Origin of the sequence: Streptomyces sp. NPDC088915, assembly GCF_044749825.1 — a bacterium.
GTDB lineage: Bacteria > Actinomycetota > Actinomycetes > Streptomycetales > Streptomycetaceae > Streptomyces.
In genome coordinates this window covers 155,268-178,594 of sequence record NZ_JBIVIR010000015.1, presented here as the reverse complement: position 1 = coordinate 178,594, position 23,327 = coordinate 155,268, and the positions used below count along the sequence as shown (strand labels likewise).

The window sequence follows — 23,327 nt, the reverse complement described above, 5'->3', positions numbered from 1 at the left end:
CCAGCCCCCCGCAGCCCGAGGAGTCCCGATGCGCATCTTCGACCCGCACGTCCACATGACCTCCCGCACCACCGACGACTACGAGGCCATGGGCGCCGCCGGCGTCCGCGCCCTCGTCGAACCGTCCTTCTGGCTCGGCCAGCCGCGGACCTCCCCGGCGAGCTTCCTCGACTACTTCGACGCCCTCCTGGGCTGGGAGCCCCACCGGGCCGCCCAGTACGGCATCGCCCACCACTGCGCCCTGGCGCTCAACCCCAAGGAGGCCAACGATCCCCGCTGCGTCCCCGTGCTCGACCTCCTGCCCCGCTACCTCGCCAAGGACGGCGTCGTCGCCGTCGGCGAGATCGGCTACGACTCGATGACGCCCGCCGAGGACACCGCCCTGGCCGCGCAGCTCCAGCTCGCCGCCGACCACGGCCTTCCGGCGCTGGTCCACACGCCCCACCGGGACAAGCTCGCCGGGCTGCGCCGCACGATCGACGTGGTGCGCGAGTCCGCCCTCCCTCCCGAACGCGTCCTGCTCGACCACCTCAACGAGACGACGGTCCGGGAGGCCCGGGAGAGCGGCTGCTGGCTCGGCTTCTCCGTCTATCCGGACACCAAGATGGACGAGGACCGGACGGTCGCGGTCCTGAAGGCCCACGGCACCGAGAAGGTCCTGGTCAACTCGGCGGCGGACTGGGGGAAGAGCGATCCGCTGAAGACCCGCCGGGTCGGCGAGGCGATGCTCGCCGCCGGGTTCGGCGAGGACGACGTCGACCGGGTGCTGTGGCGCAATCCGGTCGCCTTCTACGGGATCGGCGGCCGCCTCCGGCTCGACGTCCCGGTGCCACGGGGGCTGCACGAGGGGAACTCCGTGCTCCGCGGCGGGGAGTGAGGGGGCCCGATGCGCTTCCGCCACCCCGACGGGTCCGTCGTCCATCTGTCCTACTGCACCAACGTCCACCCCGCCGAGACCCTCGACGGCGTCCTCGCCCAGCTCCGCGACCACTGCGAGCCGGTCCGCCGGCGGCTGGGGCGCGACCGGCTCGGCATCGGCCTGTGGCTGGCGAGGGCGGCGTCCCGCACCCTGACGGACGACCCGGCGGCGCTGCGCGGCCTGCGGACCGAGCTGGACCGCCGCGGCCTGGAGGTCGTCACCCTCAACGGCTTCCCGTACGAGGGCTTCGGCGGGGACGAGGTCAAGCACCGGGTGTACCGGCCGGACTGGACCGAGCCCGAGCGCCTGGCGTACACGACCGACCTCGCCCGGCTCCTCGCCGTCCTGCTGCCCGCCGACGTCGGCGAGGGGACGATCTCCACCCTGCCGCTCGCGTGGCGCCGGGGGTTCGGTCCGTCCGGGAGCTCCGCCGCGCGGGAGGCGCTCGCGGTCCTCGCCGAACGCCTCGACGTCCTGGAGGAGCTGACGGGCAAGTCGATCCGGGTGGCCCTCGAACCCGAGCCCGGCTGCGCCGTCGAGACCACCGCAGACGCCATCGGCCCCCTCACCGCCGTCGGCGCGCCGCACCGCGTCGGCGTCTGCGTCGACACCTGCCACCTCGCGACCTCCTTCGAGGACCCGGCCGGGGCTCTGGCCGCCCTGGACGCGGCGGGCGTCACCGTCCCCAAGGCCCAGCTCTCCGCCGCCCTGCACGCCGACCGCCCGCACCTGCCCGCCGTGCGCGAGGCGCTGGCCGCCTTCGCCGAGCCCCGCTTCCTCCACCAGACCCGCACCGTCACGGCCGGCGGGCTGCGCGGCACCGACGACCTCGACGAGGCCCTCGCGGAAGGGACCCTCCCGCGCACCGGTCCTTGGCGCTCCCACTTCCACGTCCCCCTGCACGCGCGGCCCGCGCCGCCGCTGGCCTCCACGCTTCCGGTGGTCGAGGACGCCCTGGCCCTGCTCGTGGGCGGCCCCGTCCCCCGTACCCGCCACCTGGAGGTGGAGACGTACACCTGGCAGGCGCTGCCGCCCGAGCTGCGGCCCGTCACCCGCGCCCGGCTCGCCGACGGCATCGCCGCCGAACTCTCCCTGGCACGCGACCTCCTGACCGACCTCGGCCTCAAGGAACTGCCATGACCGACACGACCGCCGTCCCCCCGCGTCCCACTCCGCTCCTCGTCCTGGACGTCGTCGGCCTCACCCCGCGGCTCCTGGAGCACATGCCGCACCTGAGGGCGCTCGCCGCCGCCGGTTCCCGGGCGCCGCTCGCCACCGTCCTGCCGGCCGTCACCTGCACCGCCCAGACGACCTTCCTGACCGGCACCCTCCCGTCGGAGCACGGCGTCGTCGGCAACGGCTGGTACTTCCGGGACCTCGGCGAGGTCCTGCTGTGGCGCCAGCACAACGGCCTCGTCTCGGGCGACCGGATCTGGGACGCCGCCCGCCGGGTCCACCCCGGCTACACCGTCGCCAACATCTGCTGGTGGTACGCCATGGGCGCCGACACCGACGTCGTCGTCACGCCCCGCCCCGTCTACTACGCCGACGGCCGCAAGGAACCCGACTGCTACACCCGCCCGCCGGCCCTGCACGACGAGCTCACCGAGAGGTTCGGCACCTTCCCCCTCTTCCGCTTCTGGGGTCCGGGGGCCGACCTCACCTCCAGCCGGTGGATCGCCGAGGCCACCCGGCACGTCATGCGCACCCGCCGTCCCGACCTGACCCTCTGCTACCTGCCGCACCTCGACTACGACCTCCAGCGCTACGGCCCCGACGACCCGCGGTCCCACCGGGCCGCCGCCGAGCTCGACGCCGTCCTCGGCCCGCTGCTCGCGGACGCCCGCTCGGAGGGCCGCACGGTCGTGGCCCTCTCCGAGTACGGCATCACCCGGGTGGAGCGGCCCGTCGACGTCAACCGCGCCCTGCGCCGGGCCGGTCTCCTGGAGGTCCACACCCAGGACGGCATGGAGTACCTGGACCCCATGACCTCCCGGGCCTTCGCCGTGGCCGACCACCAAGTCGCCCACGTCTACGTCCGGCGCCCCGCCGACCTCCCGGCGGTCCGGGAGGCGCTCGCGGACCTCCCCGGGCTCGCGCGGCTCCTCGACGACGAGGGCAAGAAGGAGTACGGCCTCGACCACCCGCGCTCGGGGGAGCTGGTCGCCCTCGCCGAGCCCGACGCCTGGTTCACGTACTACTACTGGCTCGACGACGCCCGCGCCCCCGACTTCGCGCGGCTCGTCGAGATCCACCGCAAGCCCGGCTACGACCCCGCCGAACTCCTCATGGACCCGTTCGACCCGTACGTGAGGATCAGGACGGCCCGGGAGGTCGCCCGGAAGAAGCTCGGCATGCGCTACCGGCTCGCGGTCGTCCCCCTCGACCCCTCCCCCCTCCGCGGCAGCCACGGTCTCCTCCCCGCGCGCGAGGAGGAGGGTCCGCTCCTGGTGTGCTCCGTCCCCGGCGCCGTGGACGGCCGGGTCGAGGCCACCGACGTGAAGGCACTGCTCCTGCGCCTGGCCGGGGTGGAGACGGGCCCGGACGTTCCGTCGCCGCGCTGAGCCGGGGCGCGGGGAGCCGGCCGTACGGGGAGGTCGCCCGCACCTCCCCGCGCGGGGAGGTCGCGCACCGCACCGCCGCCCGGTACCGCCGGGCGGGCGGGCCCGGCATGATGGTGCGGGGACGGGGCCGTCCCCGCCCGTCCCGGCCCGGGACGGGTTCACGTGCCGATGAGGAGACCATGAGCGACCACGACTACACCGCCAGCCCCGGCAGGCTGTCCGTCACGCACCACACCGTCGACGGCGTGCGGATCGTCAGCCTGCGGGGCGAGATCGACCACACCTCCAGGGACGTCCTCGGCGAAGCCCTGCTGCCCGGGGACGCGGCGGTGACGCGGGTCGTGGCGGACCTCGGGGGCGTGAGCTTCATGGACTCCAGCGGCATCAACGTCTTCATCACCGCCCACCGGCAGATCGACGCCGCCGGCGGCCGGCTGCACATCGCCGCCGCCAACGAGGCCGTCCTGCGGGTCCTGACCCTCGTCGGCGTCGACACCTTCATCCCCTGCCACCCCACCACCCGGCAGGCGCTGAACGCCTGATCCCCGTCCCTCCCCGGGAGGAGGGACGGGGGCCCTCCTCCTACACCGCGCCGACGCCGTCGGCCAGGGGGACGCGGGCCGTGACGCACTTGCCGGCCGTCCCCCGCTCGACGAACAGGTCCTGGGTGACGGCCTCGATGATCTCCACCCCGTGGTGGCCGATCCGGCCCGGATCGGCGGCCCCGATCGTGGGGACGGCCGGGTCGCTGTCCCACACCACGACGTCGACGCTGCCGGGGGTGACGCGCACCTCCACCAGGACCATGCCGGGGGCGTACTTGTAGGCGTTGGTGACCAGTTCGCTGACCACCAGCTCGGTCAGGTCCCTCGCGCGCTCGGAGACCGGCACGCGGTGCTCGGTGCGCGCCTCCTCCAGGAAGACGGAGGCACGGCGGCGGGCGTCCGCGATGCAACTGCCGTCCCTGTCGAGTCCGTAACCGGCGCACATCAGCAGTCCGTCCGGTACGACCCGGCTCCCGTCACGGCCTTCGGCATGGGTTTCCACTGTGTCCGTCCTCTCTCCCGTCCGGACGACACGGCTACCCGCCCTGCCGGTTCCGACGCAGGGCGCGGTTCACGCGGTGTCACGGATTCGCGTGACCGGGAACGGACGCGACCCTCGGGAGGCCTGTCAAGAGGCGGTTTCCTGGGACTTTCAGGGCGGTCGATCCTCACGGAAGGTGGTCCTCGCGTCGTCGTCGAACGAAACCGAGGAGACCCCGCCCCATGTCCACTGATGACCACGGGTCGCTGCCCCTGACCTCGGCGCAGGCCGGTGTCTGGTTCGCCCAGCGGCTGGACCCCCTGCGCCGTGACTTCGCCATCGGCGAGTACCTGGAGATCCACGGGGCCGTGGACCCCGGCCTCTTCCAGGAGGCGCTGCGCCGGATGCTGGCGGAGACCGAGGTGCTCGGCATGCGCTTCGAGGAGGCGGACGGGGCGGTGCGGCAGCGGCCGGCCGGGCGGCGGCCGTTCGTGCTCGAGACCGTCGACGTGAGCGGCGAGGCCGATCCCCCGGCCGCGGCCGAGGCGCGCATGCGGGCCGAGCTGGACAGGCCGATGGACCCGGCCGCCGGCGACGTGCACCGGCAGCTGCTGGTGCGCACCGGGCCCGCGTCCTCCTGCTGGATGCAGGGCTACCACCACATCGTCGCCGACGGCGTGAGCGGTCCCCTCCTCGCCCGCCGGGTCGCCGCGCACTACTCGGCGCTGGCCGCCGGGGAGTCCGCGCCGCCGTCGGACGCGGCGCCGTGGCGGGAGGTCGTGGCGGAGGAGGAGGCGTACCTCGCCTCCGGGACCCGGGAGGCCGACCGGGCGTTCTGGCGGGACGTGCTCGCGGACGCGCCCGAACCCGTCGGTTTCGCCGGACGGCCCGCCGAGGGCGGTCCCGCCGCGCCGACGAGCGGGGTCGTACGGGTGCGGGGCGACCTGCCCGCCGACGACGCGCGGCTGCTGCGCGGGGCGGCCCGGGCGTACGGGACGCTCTGGTCGGCGCTCGTCATGGCGGCGGCGGCCGCCTATCTGCACCGGGTGAACGGCACGGAGGACGTCGTGCTCGGGCTGCCGGTGACCGGGCGGGCCACGGCCGCGGCCCGCCGCACGCCCGGCATGTTCTCGCGGGTCCTGCCGCTGCGCCTGTCCGTGACCGGGGCGACGCCGCTCGGCGACCTGGTGCGCCGCACCTCGGCCGGCATCAAGGAGGTGCTGCGGCACCAGCGGTACCGCATCGAGGAGGCGCACGCGGGGGCGCCGCTGTGGGGCGCCACGGTCAACCTGATGTCCTTCGACTACGGCCTGGACTTCGCCGGGGCCCCGGCCACCGCGCACAACCTGTCGGTCGGCCCGGTGGACCACCTCACCGTCAACGTCTACGACCGGGGCGGCGACGGCCCGCTGACCGTGCAGGTCGAGGGGGCCGCGGCCGAGGTGGACGAGGCGGAGGCCCACCGCCACCGGGCCCGGTTCACGCGGTTCCTCGCCGCCCTGGCCGCGGCCGGGCCGGAGGCCCGCGTCGACTCCCTGGAGCTCCTCACCCCCGACGACGAGCGGCGCCTCGCCGCCTTCGCGGACGGCGGGACCGCCGACGTGCCGGCGGACCGCTGTCTGCACGAGCTGTTCGAGGAGCAGGCCGCGCGGACCCCCGACGCCGTCGCCGTCGTCTGCGACGGCGAGGAGGTGACCTACGGCGCCCTCGACGCCTGGGCCGAGGACGTGGCGCGGCGGCTGCGCCCGCTGACGGGGCCGGGCCGCCCGGTCGGCGTACGGGCGCACCGCTCGCCCGCGATGGTCGCCGCGCTGCTCGGCGTCCTCAAGGCGGGCGGCTGCTACGTGCCCCTGGACCCGGCGCTGCCCGCGGCGCGCGTGGCGTACGTGGTGGACAGGGCCGGGATCGGCGCGGTCGTCGCCGGTGCGGACGCCGCCGGGGCGCTGCCGGAGCACGTCGCCGTGGTGCCGGTGCGCGAGGCGGCGGTACGGGAGGTGGACGCCCCGCACGGGCCGGGCCGGGCCGTGGTGCCGGCGCTCTCCGCCGCGTACCTGCTGTTCACCTCGGGCAGCACCGGCGAGCCGAAGGGCGTCGTCGTGCCGCACGCGGCCGCGGTCGACTTCGTGCACGCCCACCTGGCCGTGGCCGGCGTCCGCGCCGGGCAGGGGGCGGGCGAGCGGTTCCTGGGCTTCGCGGCGCTGTCCTTCGACGTGTCCGTGCTCGACGTGTTCGGCGCGCTGCTGAGCGGCGGCACGCTCGTGCTCGCCACCGACGGGGAGCGGACGGACCTGGACCGGCTGCAGTCGCTGATGGCCGACCGGGGGGTGACCGTCGCCGACCTGCCGTCCGCGCTGCTGCCGCTGCTGGACCCCGGCGCGGTGCCCTCGCTGCGCTTCCTGTCCACCGGCGGCGAGGCGCCGTCGGCCGACGCGGTGGCGCGGTGGGCGGCCGGGGGCCGTGAGGTGTGGAACGGCTACGGTCCGACCGAGGCCACCGTCGAGGTGACGATGCACCGGTGCGCGCCCGGTTCCGACGGCCGGGTGCCGCCGATCGGGCGGCCGATGGCCAACCACCGCGCCTACGTCGTGGACTCCCGGCTGCGGCTGCTGCCGCCCGGCGCGGCGGGCGAGCTGTGCGTGGCGGGCCCCGGTCTGGCGCACGGGTACTTCGGACGTCCCGGCCTCACCGCCGGGAGCTTCGTGCCCGACCCGTTCTCGGACGTCCCCGGGACGCGGATGTACCGCACGGGCGACCTGGTGCGCTGGTCGGAGGAGGGCGACCTGGAGTACCTGGGCCGCATCGACCGGCAGGTCAAGGTGAACGGCTACCGCGTGGAGCTCGGCGAGATCGAGGCCGTCCTCGGCCGGCACCCCTCGGTGCGGCAGGCGGCCGTCGACGTGCGGCCCGCGCCGGGCGGCGGGCGGCGCCTGGTCGCCTTCGTCGCGCCGGAGCCCGGCGGCGCGGTCGCCGCCCCGGCGGAGCTCACCGCCCACCTGGGGCGGTTCCTGCCGCCCTACATGGTGCCGCACACCTTCGTCGCCCTGGAGGCCCTGCCCCTGACGGCCAGCGGGAAGGTCGACCGCAGGGCGCTGCCCGCGCCGGCCCCGGAGCGGGAGACGGCACCGGCGGGAGCGGCGCGGGAGGCGGCCGACGGCCCCGAAGGGGTGCTGTGCGGGCTGTTCGCCGAGGTGCTGGGCCGGGAGGTCGCGCCCGACGACAACTTCTTCTCCCTCGGCGGCGACAGCATCGCCGCCCTCACCCTGGTCAGCCGTGCCCGGGGGAAGGGTTTCGCCTTCACCCTGGGCGACGTCTTCCGGCACAAGACCCCGGCCGCCCTCGCCCCCCTCACCGGGTCCGGCGCGCCGGTCGCCGCGCCGGAGCCGGCCGAGGCCTGCGGGGAGTCGGCGGCGACGCCCGTGATGCGGTGGCTGCTCGACGGGCCGGGGCCGATCGGCCGGTTCGGCCAGTCGATGACCCTCACCCTGCCCGCCGGAGCGGACGACGCCCGGCTGGTCCGCGCCCTGCGGACGCTCCTCGACCGCCACGCGGCGCTGCGGACGCGGGTGGTGGAGGGCTCCGACGGCCGGCCCGCGCTGGTGGTCGGCGAACCCGGTTCGGTCGACGCCGCGCAGGTGCTGCGCCGGGGCGCCGGGCCCTACGACGCGCGGACCGCGGGCGAGGACGCGGCGGCGGAGCTGGACCCGTCGCGGGGCGTGCTGGTGCGGGCCGTGCGGTGGGAGGGACACGACGGGGCGCCGGACCTGCTGCTGTGCGTCCACCACCTGGCCGTGGACGGCGTGTCCTGGCGCGTCCTGATCGAGGACCTCGCCACCGCCTGGGACGCGGCGGCCGACGACCGGGACCCGGCGCCGCTCCCGTACGGCACGGGCACCTCGTTCCGCGCCTGGACCGCCCACCTGGAGGAGCTGGCCGTCTCCCCCGGGGTACTGGCCGAACTGCCGTACTGGCGCCGGACCCTGGCCCCGGAGGACGGGTCCGCCGCGCCCGGAGCAGACGACACGGCGTCCGGGGACGACGCCCCGCGGGCGGAACGCGCCGGAGTGCCCGCGCCCTGGGACCGGGTGCCCGACCCGGTGCGGGACACCGTCGGCACCACCCGCACCCGCACGCTGACCCTTCCGGCGGAGACGGCCGGGCCGTTGCTGACGTCGGTGCCGGCGGCCCTGGGCACCGGGCCCGCCGAGGTGCTCCTGACGGCGCTCGCCCTGGCCGTCCACCACCCCCGCGTCGCCCCGCACCGCGGTCCGGACTCGCTGCTCCTGGACCTGGAGGGCCACGGCCGGGCCGACCGCACGGGACGGCACGACCTGTCGCGCACGGTGGGCTGGTTCACCACCCAGTACCCGGTACGCCTCGACCTGCGCGGCCTCGACGCGGCCGCGGCCCGGGAGGGCGACGGGGACGCGCTGGCCGCCCTCGCGGCGCGGGTGCACGGATGCCTCGCCGCGGTCCCCGACCACGGCACCGGGTACGGCCTGCTGAGCCGGCTGAACCCGGCGACCGCGGGCGAGCTGGCCGGACTCCCCCGGCCCCGCGTGCTCTTCAACTACCTGGGCCGGTTCGACGGGGCGGGCGACGCGCCCTGGTCCCCGGCGCCCGGCGCCGGCGGGCTGGCCGCCCACGCCGACCCGGCCATGCCCGTCGACCACTGCCTCCAGATCGACGCGCTGGCCGTGGAGGGGCCCGCCGGTCCGGCGCTCACCGCCGTGCTGACCTGGCCGGAGGGCCTGCTGGCACGGGACGAGGCCGACGCGCTGGCCGACGCCTGGCGGGAGGCCCTGTGCCTGCTGGCCGCGTCCCGGGTCCGCGCGTCCGCTCCCGTCCGGACGGACCTCGCGCCGGCTGGTCTGTCCCGCGCGGACGTGGACGCCCTCGCCGGCCACCACCCGGGGCTGAGCGACGTGCTGCCCCTGTCGCCGCTCCAGGAGGGCCTGTTCTTCCACGCGGCCTTCGACACCGAGGGCACGGACGCGTACACCGGGCAGCTCGTGCTCACCCTGGACGGTCCGCTCGACGCGGACGCCCTGCGGCGGGCCTGCGGCGCCCTCCTGGACCGGCACGAGGCCCTGCGGGCGGCCTTCACCGACCGGGGGCTCGACCGGCCCGTGCAGGTGGTCACCGGAGCCGTCGAGGTCCCGTGGGCCTCGGTCGACCTCACCGCGCGCCCGGCGGGGGAACGCGACGCCGCCTTCGACCGGCTCCTCGCCGACGACCGGGCCCGCCGTTTCGACCTGGAGCGGCCGCCGCTGGTGCGCTTCACCCTGGTCCGCACGGACGAGGACCGGCACCGGCTCCTCATGACCAACCACCACATCCTGTGGGACGGCTGGTCCTCCGCCATTCTGCTGCGCGAACTCCTCACCGATTACGCCGAGTCGACCGGTACCGCGCCCCGCACGGTCGCCGCGCCTGCGGTGCCCTACCGGGACCACCTGGCCCGGCTGGCCGGGCAGGACCGCGAAGCGGCGACGGCGGCCTGGCGGGAGGCGCTGGCGGGCCTGGACGAGCCCACGCTGCTGGGCTCGGCGGACCCGAACAAGCTCGGCGCGCTGCCCGAGCGGACCACGGTGGAGCTGTCCGCGGAGGCGACGGCCCGGCTCACCGGGCGGGCCCGCTCGGCGGGCATCACCCTCAACAGCGTCGTCCAGGGCCTGTGGGCGATCTTGCTGGCCCGCCTGACCGCCCGTACGGACGTGGTCTTCGGCGGCACGGTCTCCGGGCGCACCGCGCCGGTCGCGGGCGTCGAGGACATGGTGGGGCTGCTGATCAACACGCTGCCGGTGCGCTTCCGGGTGCGGGACGAGGAGACCCTGCTCGACGCCCTGGCCCGCTTCCAGGACGAGCAGGCGCCGCTGATGGACCACCAGCACCTGGGACTCGCGGACATCCAGCACGCGGCCGGGCTCGGCACCCTGTTCGACACGGCGGTCGTCGTCGAGAACTACCCGCTGGACCTGGAGCGGATGCGCGACCTCGCGGGAGGGGTGCGGCTCACCGCCGTGGACGGCACGGACGCGACGCACTACACCCTCAACCTCCTCGTCCTGCCGGGCGAGCGGCTGCGGCTGCACCTCGACCACCGGCCGGACGTCCTCGACGCGCGGGCCGCGCGGAGCGTCGCGGAGGGCCTCGAACGGCTCCTGACGGCGGTGGCCGAGGAGCCGGACACGCCGGTCGGCGCGGTCGACGTCGTCTCCGCCGCGCAGCACGAGCTGATCGCCGGAGGGAACGACACCGCCGTGCCGGTGCCGCGCACCACGCTCGCGGAGCTGTTCGCGCGGCAGGCCGCCCGCACCCCGGACGCCCTCGCGACCGTGTTCGCGGACGAGCGCCTGACCTACGCCGAACTCGACGCCCGGGCGGAGGCGCTGGCCGCCGCGCTGCGGGGCCGGGGCGCGCGTCCGGAGGAGATCGTCGCGGTCGCGCTGCACCGGTCGACCGAGCTGGTCGTGGCGCTGCTCGCCGTCCTGAAGTCGGGCGCGGCCTATCTGCCGGTCGACCCGTCCCTGCCGGCGGAGCGGATCGCCTTCATGCTGTCCGACGCGGCGCCGGTGCTGCTGCTCACCGCCTCCGACGTCGACGCGGACCTCCCGGCCGGCGTCCCGGTGCCCCGGCTGCTCCTGGACGCGGAACGCGACGAGGCGGCCGCCCCGGCGGCGTGCGCCGGTTCCGGTCCGCTGCCCTCGCATCCCGCCTACGTCATCTACACCTCCGGTTCCACCGGGCGGCCCAAGGCCGTCGTCGTCGAGCACAGTGCGATCGTCAACCGGCTGCTGTGGATGCAGGACCGGTACGGCCTCGGGCCCGACGACCGGGTGCTGCAGAAGACGCCGTTCGGGTTCGACGTGTCGGTGTGGGAGTTCTTCTGGCCGCTCCTGACCGGTGCCGCGCTCGTCGTCGCCGCGCCCGGCGGCCACAAGGACCCGGCCTACCTCGCGCGGCTGATCCAGGAGGAGTCGGTCACCACCGCGCACTTCGTGCCGTCCATGCTCGCCGTGTTCACGGCCGAGCCCGCCGCCGCCGACTGCCGTTCGCTGCGCCGGGTGGTGTGCAGCGGCGAGGCGCTGCCCGAGGAGCTGAAGAACCGCTTCCTCGACGTGCTCGACGTACCGTTGCACAACCTGTACGGGCCCACCGAGGCGGCCGTCGACGTCACCCACTGGGAGTGCCGCCGCGAGGACGGGGGCCCGGTGCCCATCGGGCGGCCGATCTGGAACACCGCGCTGTACGTGCTCGATCCGGAGGGCCGGCCCGTGCCGGTCGGGTTCCCGGGCGAGCTGTTCCTGGCCGGGGCCGGTCTGGCCCGCGGCTATCTGCGGCGGCCCGCCCTGACCGCGGAGCGCTTCCCGCTCGACCCGTTCGGGCCGCCGGGGTCGCGGATGTACCGCACCGGCGACATCGCGCGGCTGCGGGCGGACGGCGCGGTGGAATACCTCGGCCGCACCGACGACCAGGTGAAGGTCCACGGCTTCCGGATCGAACTCGGCGAGATCGAGACCGCGCTGACCCGGCAGCCCGGGGTGGAGCGGGCGGCGGTCGTCGTCCGCGAGGACGCCCCGGGCGAGCGCAGGCTCGTCGGCTACGCCGTGCCGGAGCCGGGGGCAGCCCCCGACCCGGCGGCGCTGCGCGACGGCCTGGCGCGGGCCCTGCCCGAGTACATGGTGCCGCTGGTCGTCGTCGTGGACGGCCTGCCCGTCACGCCGAACGGCAAGCTCGACCGCGGGGCCCTGCCGGCGCCGGCCGCCGCGCCCGCCGGACACGAACCGCCGGACGGCGAGATCGAGGAGCTGGTCGCGGCCGTGTGGTGCGCGGTCCTCGGGGTCGGAGGCGTCGGACGCCACGACGACTTCTTCGCCCTCGGCGGCCACTCGCTGAGCGCCACCCGGGTCGCGGCGCGGCTGCGCCAGGCGCTGGCGCTGGAACTGCCGCTGCACACGCTGTTCGAACAGCGGACCGTCGCCGCGCTGGCCGCGGCGGTGGAGACCGCCCTCCTCGCCGACATCGCCGCCTCGACGGCGGACGACGCACTGCCCCCCTCGTCCACCACCGCAAGCACGTCCCCCACGTCCTTCGTGGCCCACGCACCGCAGGGAGAGACCTCGTGACCATCCAGGAGAGCACACCGGGCGCCGCCGACCGGTCGGCCGCCGCCCGCGAGATGATGCGCCGCCGGGTGCGGTCCGCCCTGGCGCGGACGACGGCCGACGCGGACGGGACGCCCGCGCCCGCCGCGGACGCGCCGCGGACGGCGGGGGCCGGTCCGGCCGCCGAGCCCGTCGCCTCGTTCGCACAGGAGCGCATGTGGCTGGTGGACCGGATGCGGGGCGGCGCGCCCGGCTACGCGATACCGGAGGTCGTACGGCTGCGCGGCCCGCTGCGCCGGGATCTGCTGCGGCGGAGCCTGACCGGGGTCGTGGAGCGGCACGCGCCGCTGCGGACGGTGTTCGAGGAGCGGGACGGGCAGCCGGTGCCGGTGGTGCTCCCGGCCCCGGACGAGGTGCCGCTGGCCCTGCTCGACCTGGGCGCGACCGGTGACGGCCCCGGGGCGCCGGACGTCGTGGCGCGGGCCCTGGACCTGGCGCGGGAGGAGGCGCGCCGCCCGTTCGACCTGGCCGCTGGGCCGCTGCTGCGCGCCCTGCTGATCCGCCTCGGGGCGGAGGACCACGTGCTGGTGCTCGTGGTCCACCACGTCGCGACCGACGGCTGGTCCATGTCGCTGCTGTGGAAGGAGCTGTCCGAGGGCTACGCGGCCCTGCTGCGGGGCGTGCCGGCGCACCGCCCCGCCCTGCCGGTCACCTACCAGGACCACGCCCGCGAGCAGCGGGAGCGCCTGGCGAGCGGCGCCCTGGACGCCGGCCTCCGGCACTGGGAGGAGCGGCTGGCCGGCCTGGAGCCGCTGGAGCTGCCCGCCGACCGGCCGCGGCCGACCCGGCGGAGCGGCGCCGGCCACACCGTGGAGTTCGCCCTCGACCAGGAGCTCACCGACCGGCTGCGGCGCCTGGCCGAGGCGCGCGGGGTCACCCTCTTCATGACGCTGCTCGCCGCCTTCCAGGCGGTCCTGGCCCGGGTCTCGGGCCGTACGGACATCGCGGTCGGCACGCCGGTCGCGGGCCGGGACCGCGTCGAACTGGAGCCGCTGATCGGCTTCTTCGTGAACACGCTGGTGCTGCGCACCGACCTGTCGGGCGACATCGGCTTCCGCGAGCTGCTGGGCCGGGTCCGCCGGGTGTCGCTGGACGCCTACGACCGCCAGGAGGTGCCGTTCGACCGGTTGGTGGAGCACCTGAACCCCGAGCGGTCCGGCGACATGAACCCGCTGGTGCAGGTGATGTTCGCCGCCGCGGACGAGGAGACGGCGGCGCTGCGGCTGCCGGGGGTGTCGGTCGAGCGGGTGCCGTGCGACTTCGGCGCGTCCCTGTTCGACCTGAGCGTGTTCGTCTCCGAGGGGGTCGACCGCTGCACCGGCTCGCTCGTGGCCGACACCGACCTGTTCGACCCGGCCACCGCCGAACTGCTGCTCGGGCACTACCTGGAGCTGCTGGCCGCGGCGGTGGAGGACCCCGACCGGCCGCTCGCGGAGCTGCTGCCGGACGCCGGGGCCGCCGCCCGGATCGTCGCCGACGGCCACGGCCCCGTACGGACCGACCTGGCTCCGGCCACGCCCGTCGGCCTGTTCGCCGACCGGGCCCGCCGCTCCCCCGGCGCGACGGCCGTGGTCTGCGGCGCCGACCTGCTCACCTATGCCGAGCTCGACGCCCGCTCGGACGCGCTGGCGGCGCGGCTGCGGGCCGACGGGGTGGGCCCGGAGACGCCGGTGGCGCTGCTCATGGAGCGCTCCGTGCACGTCCCGGTCGCGATGCTGGCAGTGCTGAAGGCGGGCGGGGCCTACGTGCCGCTCAACCCGGCCTTCCCCGTGCGGCGCCTGCGCTGGATGCTGGAGCACACCGGCGCCCGCCTGCTGCTCACCGATCCGGCCCTGGCCGGGCACGAGGCCGCCGCGGACTCCCCCGTACCGGTGCTCGACGCGACCGAGGACCGGCGGGACGAGGCGGTCGCCCCGGGCGGCGCGGTGCCGTGCGCGCCCGACCGGCTCGCCTACGTCATGTACACCTCCGGGTCGACGGGCGAGCCCAAGGGCATCGGCGTCACCGGGGCCAACGTCGCGGCCCTCGCCCGCGACTCCGCGTTCGGCACGGCCCACCGCCGGGTCCTCGCCCACTCCCCGCTCGCCTTCGACGCCTCCACCTACGAGGTGTGGACGCCGCTCCTGACCGGCGGCACGGTGGTGATGGCGCCGCCCGGCCGGATCGGCACCGACGCCCTCACCCGGCTGGTGCGCGAGCACCGGATCACCGCGCTGTTCCTGACGGCGGCCCTGTTCGACCTGGTCGTCGAGGAGCGGGTGGAGCTGCTCACCGAGGTGCGGGAGGTGTGGACCGGCGGCGAGGCCGCGAGCGCCGCGTCCTTCCGCCGGGCCCTGGCGGCGGCTCCCGGCACCGTGCTCGTCAACGCCTACGGCCCCACCGAGACGACGACGTTCGCCACCGCCCACCGGGTGGACCCCCGGGACGGCGGCACGGTGGGGGGCCGGGTGCCGATCGGCTCGGCCCTGGACGACACCCGGCTGTACGTGCTCGACGAGCGCGGGCGTCCGGTGCCGGAGGGCGCGGTCGGCGAGCTGTGCGTCGGCGGCACCGGCGTCGCCCGCGGCTACCTGGGCCGGCCGGGGCTGACCGCGGAGCGGTTCGCCGTCGACCCCTACGGGCCGCCCGGGGCGCGCATGTACCGCACCGGGGACCTGGCGCGGCGGCGCCCCGACGGCACCGTCGACTACCTGGGCCGCGCCGACCAGCAGGTGAAGATCCGCGGCTTCCGCATCGAGCCGGGCGAGGTCGAGGCGGAGCTGATCCGGTGCCCGGGCGTGGGCCGCGCCGCCGTCGTCGTCCGCGAGGACACCCCGGGCGAACCGCGCCTGGTCGCGTACGTGGTGGCCGCCCCCGGCGCCGAAGCCGCCCCGGACGCGCTGCACCGCGCCCTCGCGGAGCGGCTGCCGGCCTACATGCTGCCCGCCGCGATCGTGCCGGTGCCCGGCCTGCCGACGACGCCGAACGGCAAGCTCGACCGGCGCGCCCTGCCCGCCCCCGACGGGCCGGCGGTGAGCCGGGCGCGGTTCGAGGAGCCGGACGGCGCCACCGAGCGGCTCGTCTCCGAGGTGTGGGGCGAGGTGCTCGGCGCCGAACGGGTCGGCCGCCACGACGACTTCTTCGCGCTGGGCGGCCACTCCCTGCGCGCCACCCGGGCGGTGTCCCGCCTCGGCGTGCGGCTCGGCACCGAGGTGCCGCTGCGGCTGCTGTTCGAACACCCGGTGCTCGAACGGTTCGCGACCGCCCTGGACGCGCTGCGCGCCGACGCGCCGGACAGCGCCACGGACCGGGTCGTCCCGCGTCCCGCCGGCTCCACGGCGCCGCTGTCCTTCGCCCAGCAGCGCCTGTGGTTCCTCGACCAGCTCCAGCCGGGCCGCCCCGACTACAACATCCCCGTCGCCGTCCGCCTGGAGGGCGCGCTCGACGCCGACGCGCTGCTCGACGCCCTGCGCGGCGTGGTCGTCCGGCACGAGGTCCTGCGCTCGCGGCTGACCGAGGGCCCGGACGGGCCCGTCCAGCACGTGGAGCCGGCCGAGGTGTTCGTGCCGGTCGTGACCGCTCTCGACGGGCTGCCGCGGGAGGAGGCCCGCTCCCGGGCCCTCGGCCTGGCCCACGCCGAGGCCGCCGCCCCGTTCGACCTGACCCGGGCGCCCCTGCTGCGGGCCCGCCTGGTCCGCGTGGACGCCGAGGAGCACCTGCTCGTCCTGGTCCTGCACCATACCGTGGGCGACGGCTGGTCGATGCCGGTGCTGTGGCGGGAGCTGTCGGACGCCTACGCCGCCCTGCGGCGCGGCGAGCGGCCCGTACCGCCCGCGCTGCCCGTCCAGTACGGCGACTACGCCCACTGGCAGCAGCGCCGGCTGGCCGAGGGGGCGGCCGACCGCGGCATCGCCCACTGGCGCGAGCGGCTCGCCGACCTGCCCTCCCTCGAGCTGCCCACGGACCGGCCCCGGCCGCACGTCCGGACCGGTGCGGGCGGGTCGCTCGCCTTCGAGCTGCCGGCCGGACTCGCCGAGCGGCTCGGCGCCCTCGCCCGCGAGCGCGGGGCGACGCTGTTCATGGTGCTGCTCGCCGGCTTCCAGTCCCTGCTGGCCCGGTGGACCGGGCAGTACGACCTCGCCGTCGGCTCCCCCGTCGCGGGCCGGGACCGCACCGAGCTGGAGCCGCTCGTCGGCTTCTTCGTCAACACGCTGGTGCTGCGCACCGACCTGTCCGGCGACCCGGCGTTCGGCGAGGCCGTGCGGCGCGTGCGGGAGGCGGCGCTGGCCGCCTTCGAGCACCAGGACGTGCCCTTCGACCGGCTGGTGGAGGAGCTGCGTCCGGAGCGCGACCTGAGCCGCAACCCGCTCTTCGACGTCCTCTTCCAGCTCCACCCCGACCAGTTGGACACGCTGCCCCTGGACGGGATCCGCACCACCTCCCTCGACACGGCGAACGGCACGGCCAAGTTCGACCTGAGCCTCGCCCTCACCGAGCACCCGGGCGGTCTCACCGGCACCCTGAGCTACGCGTCCGACCTGTTCGACCACGCCACGATGGAGCGCTTCGCCGGGCACTACGCGCGGCTGCTGCGCTCCGCGGCGGCCGACCCGGACGCTCCCCTGTCCCGGCTGGAGGTGCTGGCGCCGGAGGAGCGCGCCGCGCTGCTCGGCACGGACGCGCCCGGCGAGCGGGAGTTCCCCGCCCGGGCGACGACCCTGCACGCCCTGGTCGAGGAGCAGGCCCGGCGCCGGCCCGACGCGGTCGCCGTGACCTGCGGGGGGCGTGCCACCACGTACGCGGAGCTGGACGCCGCCGCCAACCGGCTCGCCCGGCGGCTGCGGGAGCTGGGCGCCGCCCCGGGTGCGACGGTCGCCGTGGCGACCGGGCGCGGCACCCGTACGGTCGTCGCCGTCCTGGCCGCCTTGAAGGCGGGCGCGGCGTACGTACCGGTGAATCCCGACCAGCCGGCCGAACGCGTCCGTACGGTGCTCGCCGACAGCGCGGCGCGGGTGGTGGTGACGGACGGCCTGCCCGGCGCCGTCGCGGACGACCCGTCCGGTTCCGTTCCGGCCGCCGGGATACCGGACGGCGTGGCGGTACTGGACCTGGAGCGGGACCGGGCGCAGATCGACGCGCTGCCGGACACGCCCCTGCCCGCCGCGGCCGGTCCCGGGGACCTCGCCTATCTGCTGTACACCTCGGGCTCCACCGGGCGCCCGAAGGGAGTCGCGGTGCCGCACGCCGCGATCACCGGCTACCTGGCCGCGCTGACCGGCACGTTCGGCCTGGGCGAGGAGGACACCGTCCTCGCGCGGACCGCGCTCACCTTCGACCCGTCGGTGCGCGACCTGTTCGCCCCGCTGTCGACGGGCGGCCGCGTCGTGCTGGCCACCGGTGACGAGGCGGACGACCCGGACGCGTTGGCCCGTCTGCTGCACGCCGAGCGGGTCACCGCGGTGCTGTCCGTCGTCCCGTCGATGCTCGCCCTGGTCGTGGCCGCGTCCCCCGGTCCGTCCGCCGACCTGCGGCTGGTGCTGACCACCGGCGAGGCGCTCACCGCGCCGCTCGCCGACGCGGCCCGGGCGCTCGGCACCCCGGGACGGCTGCGGCTCGTCAACCAGTACGGGCCCACCGAGTGCACCAACACCACGACGTACCACGTCGTCACGGACGAGGACGTGGCGCGCGGCCGGGTCCCGATCGGCAGGCCGCTGCCCGGCGCCCGGGTGCGCGTCCTCGGTCCGCGCCTGGAGCTGCTCCCGGCCGGTGCGATCGGCGAGCTGTTCATCGCCGGGCGCGGTGTGGCCCGCGGCTATCTCGGCGACCCCGGCCGCACCGCCACCGCCTACGTCCCCGACCCGTACGGTCCGCCCGGCGGCCGCATGTACCGGACGGGCGACCTGGCCCGGCTGCGGGCGGACGGGGTGCTGGAGTTCCACGGCCGGCGCGACAACCAGGTGAAGGTGCGCGGGCACCGCGTGGAGCTGGGCGAGGTGGAGGCCGCCGTGCTGCGGCACCCGGCCGTGGCCCGTACGGCGGTGGCCGCGCACGGCGAGGGCGCCGACCGCGCCCTGGTCGCCTACGTGGAGTGGCACGCGGACGGCGCCCCGTCCGGTGGTACGGCGGAGGTGTCGGACACGGTGCGCGCGACGCTGCCGGCCGCGCTGGTGCCGTCGTCGGTCGTGGTGCTCGACGCGCTGCCGCTGACGCCCAACGGCAAGACGGACCGCAAGGCGCTGCCCGCGCCCGCACCGGGCGCGGACGGCACCGGACGCGCGTACCTCGCACCGCGCACGGCGCTGGAGCGGACGGTCACGGAGGTCTGGGAGGAGGTCCTCGGGGACGGCCCGGTCGGCGTCCGGGACCACTTCTTCGAGCGGGGCGGCCACTCCCTGAAGGCCACCCGGGTGGTGTCCCGGCTGCGCGGGCTCCTGGGCCTGGACGTCCCGATGCGGTCGCTGTTCCGCCATCCGGTCGCCGAGGACTTCGCGCGGGCCCTGGCCTCGCTCGGCGCGGACGAGCAGCCCGCCGTCCCCGTCCTGCCCCCGGGTCCTTCGCCGCTCTCCTTCGGCCAGCAGCGGCTGTGGCTCCTCGACCGGCTCCAGCCGGGGCGCCCCGACTACAACATGCCCGGCGCGCTGCGCCTGTCCGGGGCGCTCGACGCGCGGGCCGTCCTGGACGCCCTGCGGGACGTGGTCGTCCGGCACGGGGTGCTGCGCTCCCGCGTCGAGGAGGACGGGCCCGAGGGGGCCGCGGTCCTGGTGACCGAGCCGGCCGACGTGTTCGAGCCGGTCCTCACGGACCTGTCCGGCGACCCGGTGACGGCCGACGGGCGGGCGCGGGAGCTGGCGGAGGCGGACGCCGCCCTGCCCTTCGACCTGTCCCGCGCCCCCCTGGTGCGCGCCCGGCTGATCCGGACCGCGCCGCGCGAGCACCTGCTCGTGGTGGTCGCCCACCACGCCGCCTTCGACGGGTGGTCGGCCGGGGTGTTCTGGCGGGACTTCTTCGCCTCCTACCGGGCGCGGACCGAGGACGGCGCCGAGCCGCTCGCCGAACTCGCCGTGTCCTACCGCGACTTCGCCGCCTGGCAGCGCGAGCGGCTGACCGGGGACGCGTTGGAGCGGCAGCTCGGCCACTGGCGCGAGCGCCTGGCGGGGCTCGTTCCGCTCGACCTGCCCACGGACCGTCCGCGTCCCGCCACCCCTTCCGGGCGCGGTGACCGGCACTCGTTCACGGTGCCCGCGCCGCTCGTCGAGCGGCTGCGCGCGCTCGGCCGGGACCGCGAGGCGACCCTGTTCATGGTGCTGCTGGCCGGTGTCCAGGCGCTCCTCGGCCGCTGGGCCGGTACGGAGGACGTGGCCGTCGGCTCGCCCGTCGCGGGCCGGGACCGGGGTGAACTGGAGCCGCTGGTGGGCTTCTTCGTCAACAACCTCGTCCTGCGCGCCGACCTCTCCGACGACCCCGCCTTCGCCGATCTGGTGTCCCGGGCCCGGGACACGGCGCTGGAGGCCTACGCCCACCAGGAGGTGCCGTTCGAGCGGCTGGTGGAGGAGCTGCGCCCGGAGCGCGACCTCAGCCGCAACCCGCTGTTCCAGGTGATGCTGGTCCTCAACGAGGAGCCGGTGGCGCCGCGCCTGCCGGCGGGGCTCGCGGCCGAGGCCCTCGCACTGGACAGCTCGGCCTCGAAGTTCGACCTGTCGCTGTACTTCACGGAGGAGGCGGGCGAGCTGCGTGGCGAGGCCGTGTTCGCCACCGACCTCTTCGAACGGCCGAGCGTCGCCCGCCTTGCGGCGGCCCTGCTCGAACTGCTGTCGGCGGCCGTCACGGCGCCCGGCACCCGCGTCGGCGCGCTGCCGCTGCTGCCGGCCGGACGGGAGGCGGAGGCCGCCGCCCACTGGAACGACACCGCCGAGCCGGTGCCCGACGCGCCGCTGCACGTACGGATCGGGGAGCAGGCGGCGCGCACCCCGGGCGCGACGGCCGTCGACGACGGGCGCCGCAGGCTCGACTACGCCGGTCTGTGGGAGCTTTCGGGCCGGGTGGCCGGCCGGCTGGCCGCGCTCGGCGCGGGCCCCGGCACGGCGGTCGCCGTGGGCGTGGACCGGTCGGTGCTGCTGCCGGTCGCCCTGCTCGGCGTCCTGCGCAGCGGCGCCCGGTACGTGCCGGTCGACCCCGCCTACCCGGCCGAGCGGATCGGCCACATGCTGGCGGACAGCGGCGCGCGGCTGCTCATCGCCTCCGGCGGCGCGGAGGACGCACCCGGGGCCGGCGGCCCGGTGCGGGTCCTGGACGTCGCCGCGCTGGTCGACGACCCCTCGCCGGCCGGAGCTCCGGAGCCGGTCGCGGTCCATCCGGAGGACCTGGCGTACGTCCTGTACACGTCCGGCTCGACCGGACGCCCCAAGGGCGTCATGGTGCCGCACCGGGCCCTCGCCAACTTCTCCCACGACATGACGGCCAGGCTGGGGACGGGCCCCGGCGACGTCGTCGCCGCCGTCACCACCGCCTCCTTCGACATCGCCGTACTGGAGCTGCTGGTACCGCTGACCTGCGGGGCGGGCGTGCGGGTCGTCGACCGCGAGACGGCCAGGGACGGCAGGCTCCTCGCCAAGGAGCTGGACTCGGCCGGGGCCACCGTCGTCCAGGCCACGCCCGCCACCTGGCACCTGCTCATGGAAGCCGGCTGGGAGAGCCCCGGGGTGCGCGCCCTGTGCGGCGGCGAGGCGCTGCAGACGGCGCTGGCCGCCCGGATGCGGTCCGCCCTGGGCACCGTCTGGAACGTGTACGGGCCGACCGAGACGACCGTCTGGTCGACCGCGCACCGCCTGCGCCCCGAGGACCCCGACGGGCCGGTGCCGATCGGCGGGGCGCTCGCCAACACCCGGCTGCACGTGCTCGACGGGCGGCTGCGGCCGCTGCCGGTGGGCGTGTTCGGCGAGCTGTACATCGGCGGCGACGGGGTGGCCCACGGCTATCACGACCGGCCCGCCCTGACCGCCGAGCGGTTCGTCGCCGACCCGTTCGACGCGGGCGGCCGGCTGTACCGGACCGGTGACCTGGTGCGCAGGCTGCCCGACGGCGGCCTGGAGTACCGGGGCCGGGCGGACAGCCAGGTGAAGGTGCGCGGCCACCGCATCGAGCCGGGCGAGATCGAGGCGGCGCTCGTCCGCCGCCCCGAGGTCGCGGCGGCCGCCGTCGCCGTGCGGGGGCAGGGGGTGGACGCGTTTCTCGTCGGCTACGTGGTCTGGCGCGACGGGGAGGGCGATCCCGCGGCCCTGCGCGACGTCCTGCGCGAGGAGCTGCCGGCCCCGATGGTGCCCGGCGTCCTGGTCCCGCTGGAGCGGCTGCCGCTCACCCCGAACGGCAAGCTCGACCGCCGGGCCCTGCCCGCGGTGGCACCGGGCGCCGGCCGCCCGGGCGACGAGCCGCCGGTGGCCCCGCGCGACGCGGCCGAACTGCGGATGGCCCGCCTCTGGGAAGGGGTGCTCGGCACCGGACCGGTGGGCGTCCGGGACGACTTCTTCGCCCTGGGCGGCCACTCGCTGAAGGCGCTCGAACTGATGTCGTCCGTGCGCGCCGAGTTCGGGGTGGACCTCCCGCTGAGCCTGGTCTTCCGCAGGCCGACGGTGGAGCTGCTGTGCGAGGCGCTGCCGGAGGCGGCCGCCGCGTCCGGCAGGCTCGTGGTGCCGCTCTCCGACGGCGGCGACGACCGTCCCCCGCTGATCCTGTTCCACCCGCGCGGTGGCGACGTCGTCTGCTACCTGAACCTGGTCCGGGAGCTGGCGGCGACCTCCGACGGCCCCCGGCGGGTGCTCGGCGTGACGGCGGTGGGCTGCGACACCGACGAGACGCCGCTCGACGAGGTGTCCGCCATGGCGGAGCGGTACCTCGCGGAGATCCGCGCGGAGGTGCCCTCCGGCCCGTACCTGCTGGCGGGCTGGTCGTTCGGCGGGACCGTGGCCTTCGAGGTCGCGGCCCGGCTGGAGGCCGCCGGCGAGCGGGTCGCCTTCCTCGGCCTGATCGACTCGGCCGCTCCCGGCCCGCGTGCCGGGGCCGTGCCGGACGCCGCGGACGACGACCTGCTGCGCCACGGGCTCGCGGCCGGTCTCGATGCCGACCGGGCCCGCGCGCTCGACGAGGAGGCGCTGCTCGACGCCCTGGTCCGCAAGGGCCGCGAGAACGGCAGCCTCCCGAGGCACGGCGCCCCGCAGGCGCTGCGCCGGATGCTGCGGGTCGCCTCGGCCAACGGCGTCGCGGCCGCCGCGTACCGCACCGGGGCGGTCCTGGACGCGCCGGTCCACCTGTTCACGGTGGACGAGGTGCACGCCGACCTCGCCACCGCGCTGGTGGACCCGGCCCCCTGGCGGGCGCGTACGAGCGCCGTGCACCGGATCCGGATCCCCGGCAACCACCACACGCTGGTGGACCCCCCGCACAGCGCGGTCCTCGCGGACCGGCTCGCGCGGGCGCTCGCCGACGCGGCGGATCCTGCCGGCTCCGGCGGATGACCCGCTGACCGGCCGGGCGGTGGGCGGACCGTACGGGACCGTCCACCGCCCACCACCCACCGGCACCGGCCGGTGATCCCAGAACCCGACTCACCCGACCCGACCGACCCGACCCGACCAACCCGACCCGACCCGACCCGACCCGACCCGACCGGTGAACCGA

At 76.6% G+C, this 23,327-nt stretch carries 7 protein-coding genes; 6 read left to right on the top strand and 1 reads right to left on the bottom strand.

The annotated features are described in order from the left end of the window. Positions 1 to 28: 28 nt before the first annotated feature. From ACIP5O_RS26185 to ACIP5O_RS26170, 4 genes are all read left to right on the top strand, one after another. Complete coding sequence (locus ACIP5O_RS26185) at positions 29 to 877, top strand: TatD family hydrolase (protein WP_401297219.1); 849 nt, start codon at positions 29 to 31, stop codon at positions 875 to 877. Between the two features lie 9 nt (positions 878 to 886). Further along, complete coding sequence (eboE, locus tag ACIP5O_RS26180; protein WP_401297217.1) at positions 887 to 2,059, top strand: metabolite traffic protein EboE; 1,173 nt, start codon at positions 887 to 889, stop codon at positions 2,057 to 2,059. Beyond that, positions 2,056 to 3,483, top strand: coding sequence for an alkaline phosphatase family protein (locus ACIP5O_RS26175; RefSeq protein WP_401297215.1), 1,428 nt, complete (start codon positions 2,056 to 2,058; stop codon positions 3,481 to 3,483). Before eboE ends, ACIP5O_RS26175 begins: the two co-directional genes overlap by 4 nt. A gap of 179 nt (positions 3,484 to 3,662) precedes the next feature. Further along, entirely contained in the window at positions 3,663 to 4,025 is a 363-nt protein-coding gene (locus ACIP5O_RS26170; RefSeq protein ID WP_401297214.1) for an STAS domain-containing protein, read from the top strand. A gap of 40 nt (positions 4,026 to 4,065) precedes the next feature. Here the strand turns inward: ACIP5O_RS26170 and ACIP5O_RS26165 are convergent, their stop codons facing one another. Beyond that, on the bottom strand, positions 4,066 to 4,530 hold the full coding sequence (locus tag ACIP5O_RS26165; protein WP_401297212.1) for an ATP-binding protein: 465 nt from the start codon (positions 4,528 to 4,530) through the stop codon (positions 4,066 to 4,068). Between the two features lie 221 nt (positions 4,531 to 4,751). Between ACIP5O_RS26165 and ACIP5O_RS26160 the strand changes: the two genes are divergently transcribed. Together ACIP5O_RS26160 and ACIP5O_RS26155 are read left to right on the top strand one after the other, a co-directional pair. Then, entirely contained in the window at positions 4,752 to 12,635 is a 7,884-nt protein-coding gene (locus tag ACIP5O_RS26160) for an amino acid adenylation domain-containing protein (RefSeq protein WP_401297210.1), read from the top strand. Continuing rightward, a complete protein-coding gene (locus ACIP5O_RS26155; RefSeq protein WP_401297208.1) occupies positions 12,632 to 23,164 on the top strand; it encodes an amino acid adenylation domain-containing protein in 10,533 nt (3,510 codons plus the stop codon). Before ACIP5O_RS26160 ends, ACIP5O_RS26155 begins: the two co-directional genes overlap by 4 nt. Positions 23,165 to 23,327 lie beyond the last annotated feature (163 nt).

Bases quoted from the DNA above. Each gene is read 5' to 3' on its own strand.
- ACIP5O_RS26175 (WP_401297215.1), top strand. From the start codon at position 2,056: ATGACCGACACGACCGCCGTCCCCCCGCGTCCCACTCCGCTCCTCGTC.
- eboE (WP_401297217.1), top strand. From the start codon at position 887: ATGCGCTTCCGCCACCCCGACGGGTCCGTCGTCCATCTGTCCTACTGC.
- ACIP5O_RS26170 (WP_401297214.1), top strand. From the start codon at position 3,663: ATGAGCGACCACGACTACACCGCCAGCCCCGGCAGGCTGTCCGTCACG.
- ACIP5O_RS26160 (WP_401297210.1), top strand. From the start codon at position 4,752: ATGTCCACTGATGACCACGGGTCGCTGCCCCTGACCTCGGCGCAGGCC.
- ACIP5O_RS26185 (WP_401297219.1), top strand. From the start codon at position 29: ATGCGCATCTTCGACCCGCACGTCCACATGACCTCCCGCACCACCGAC.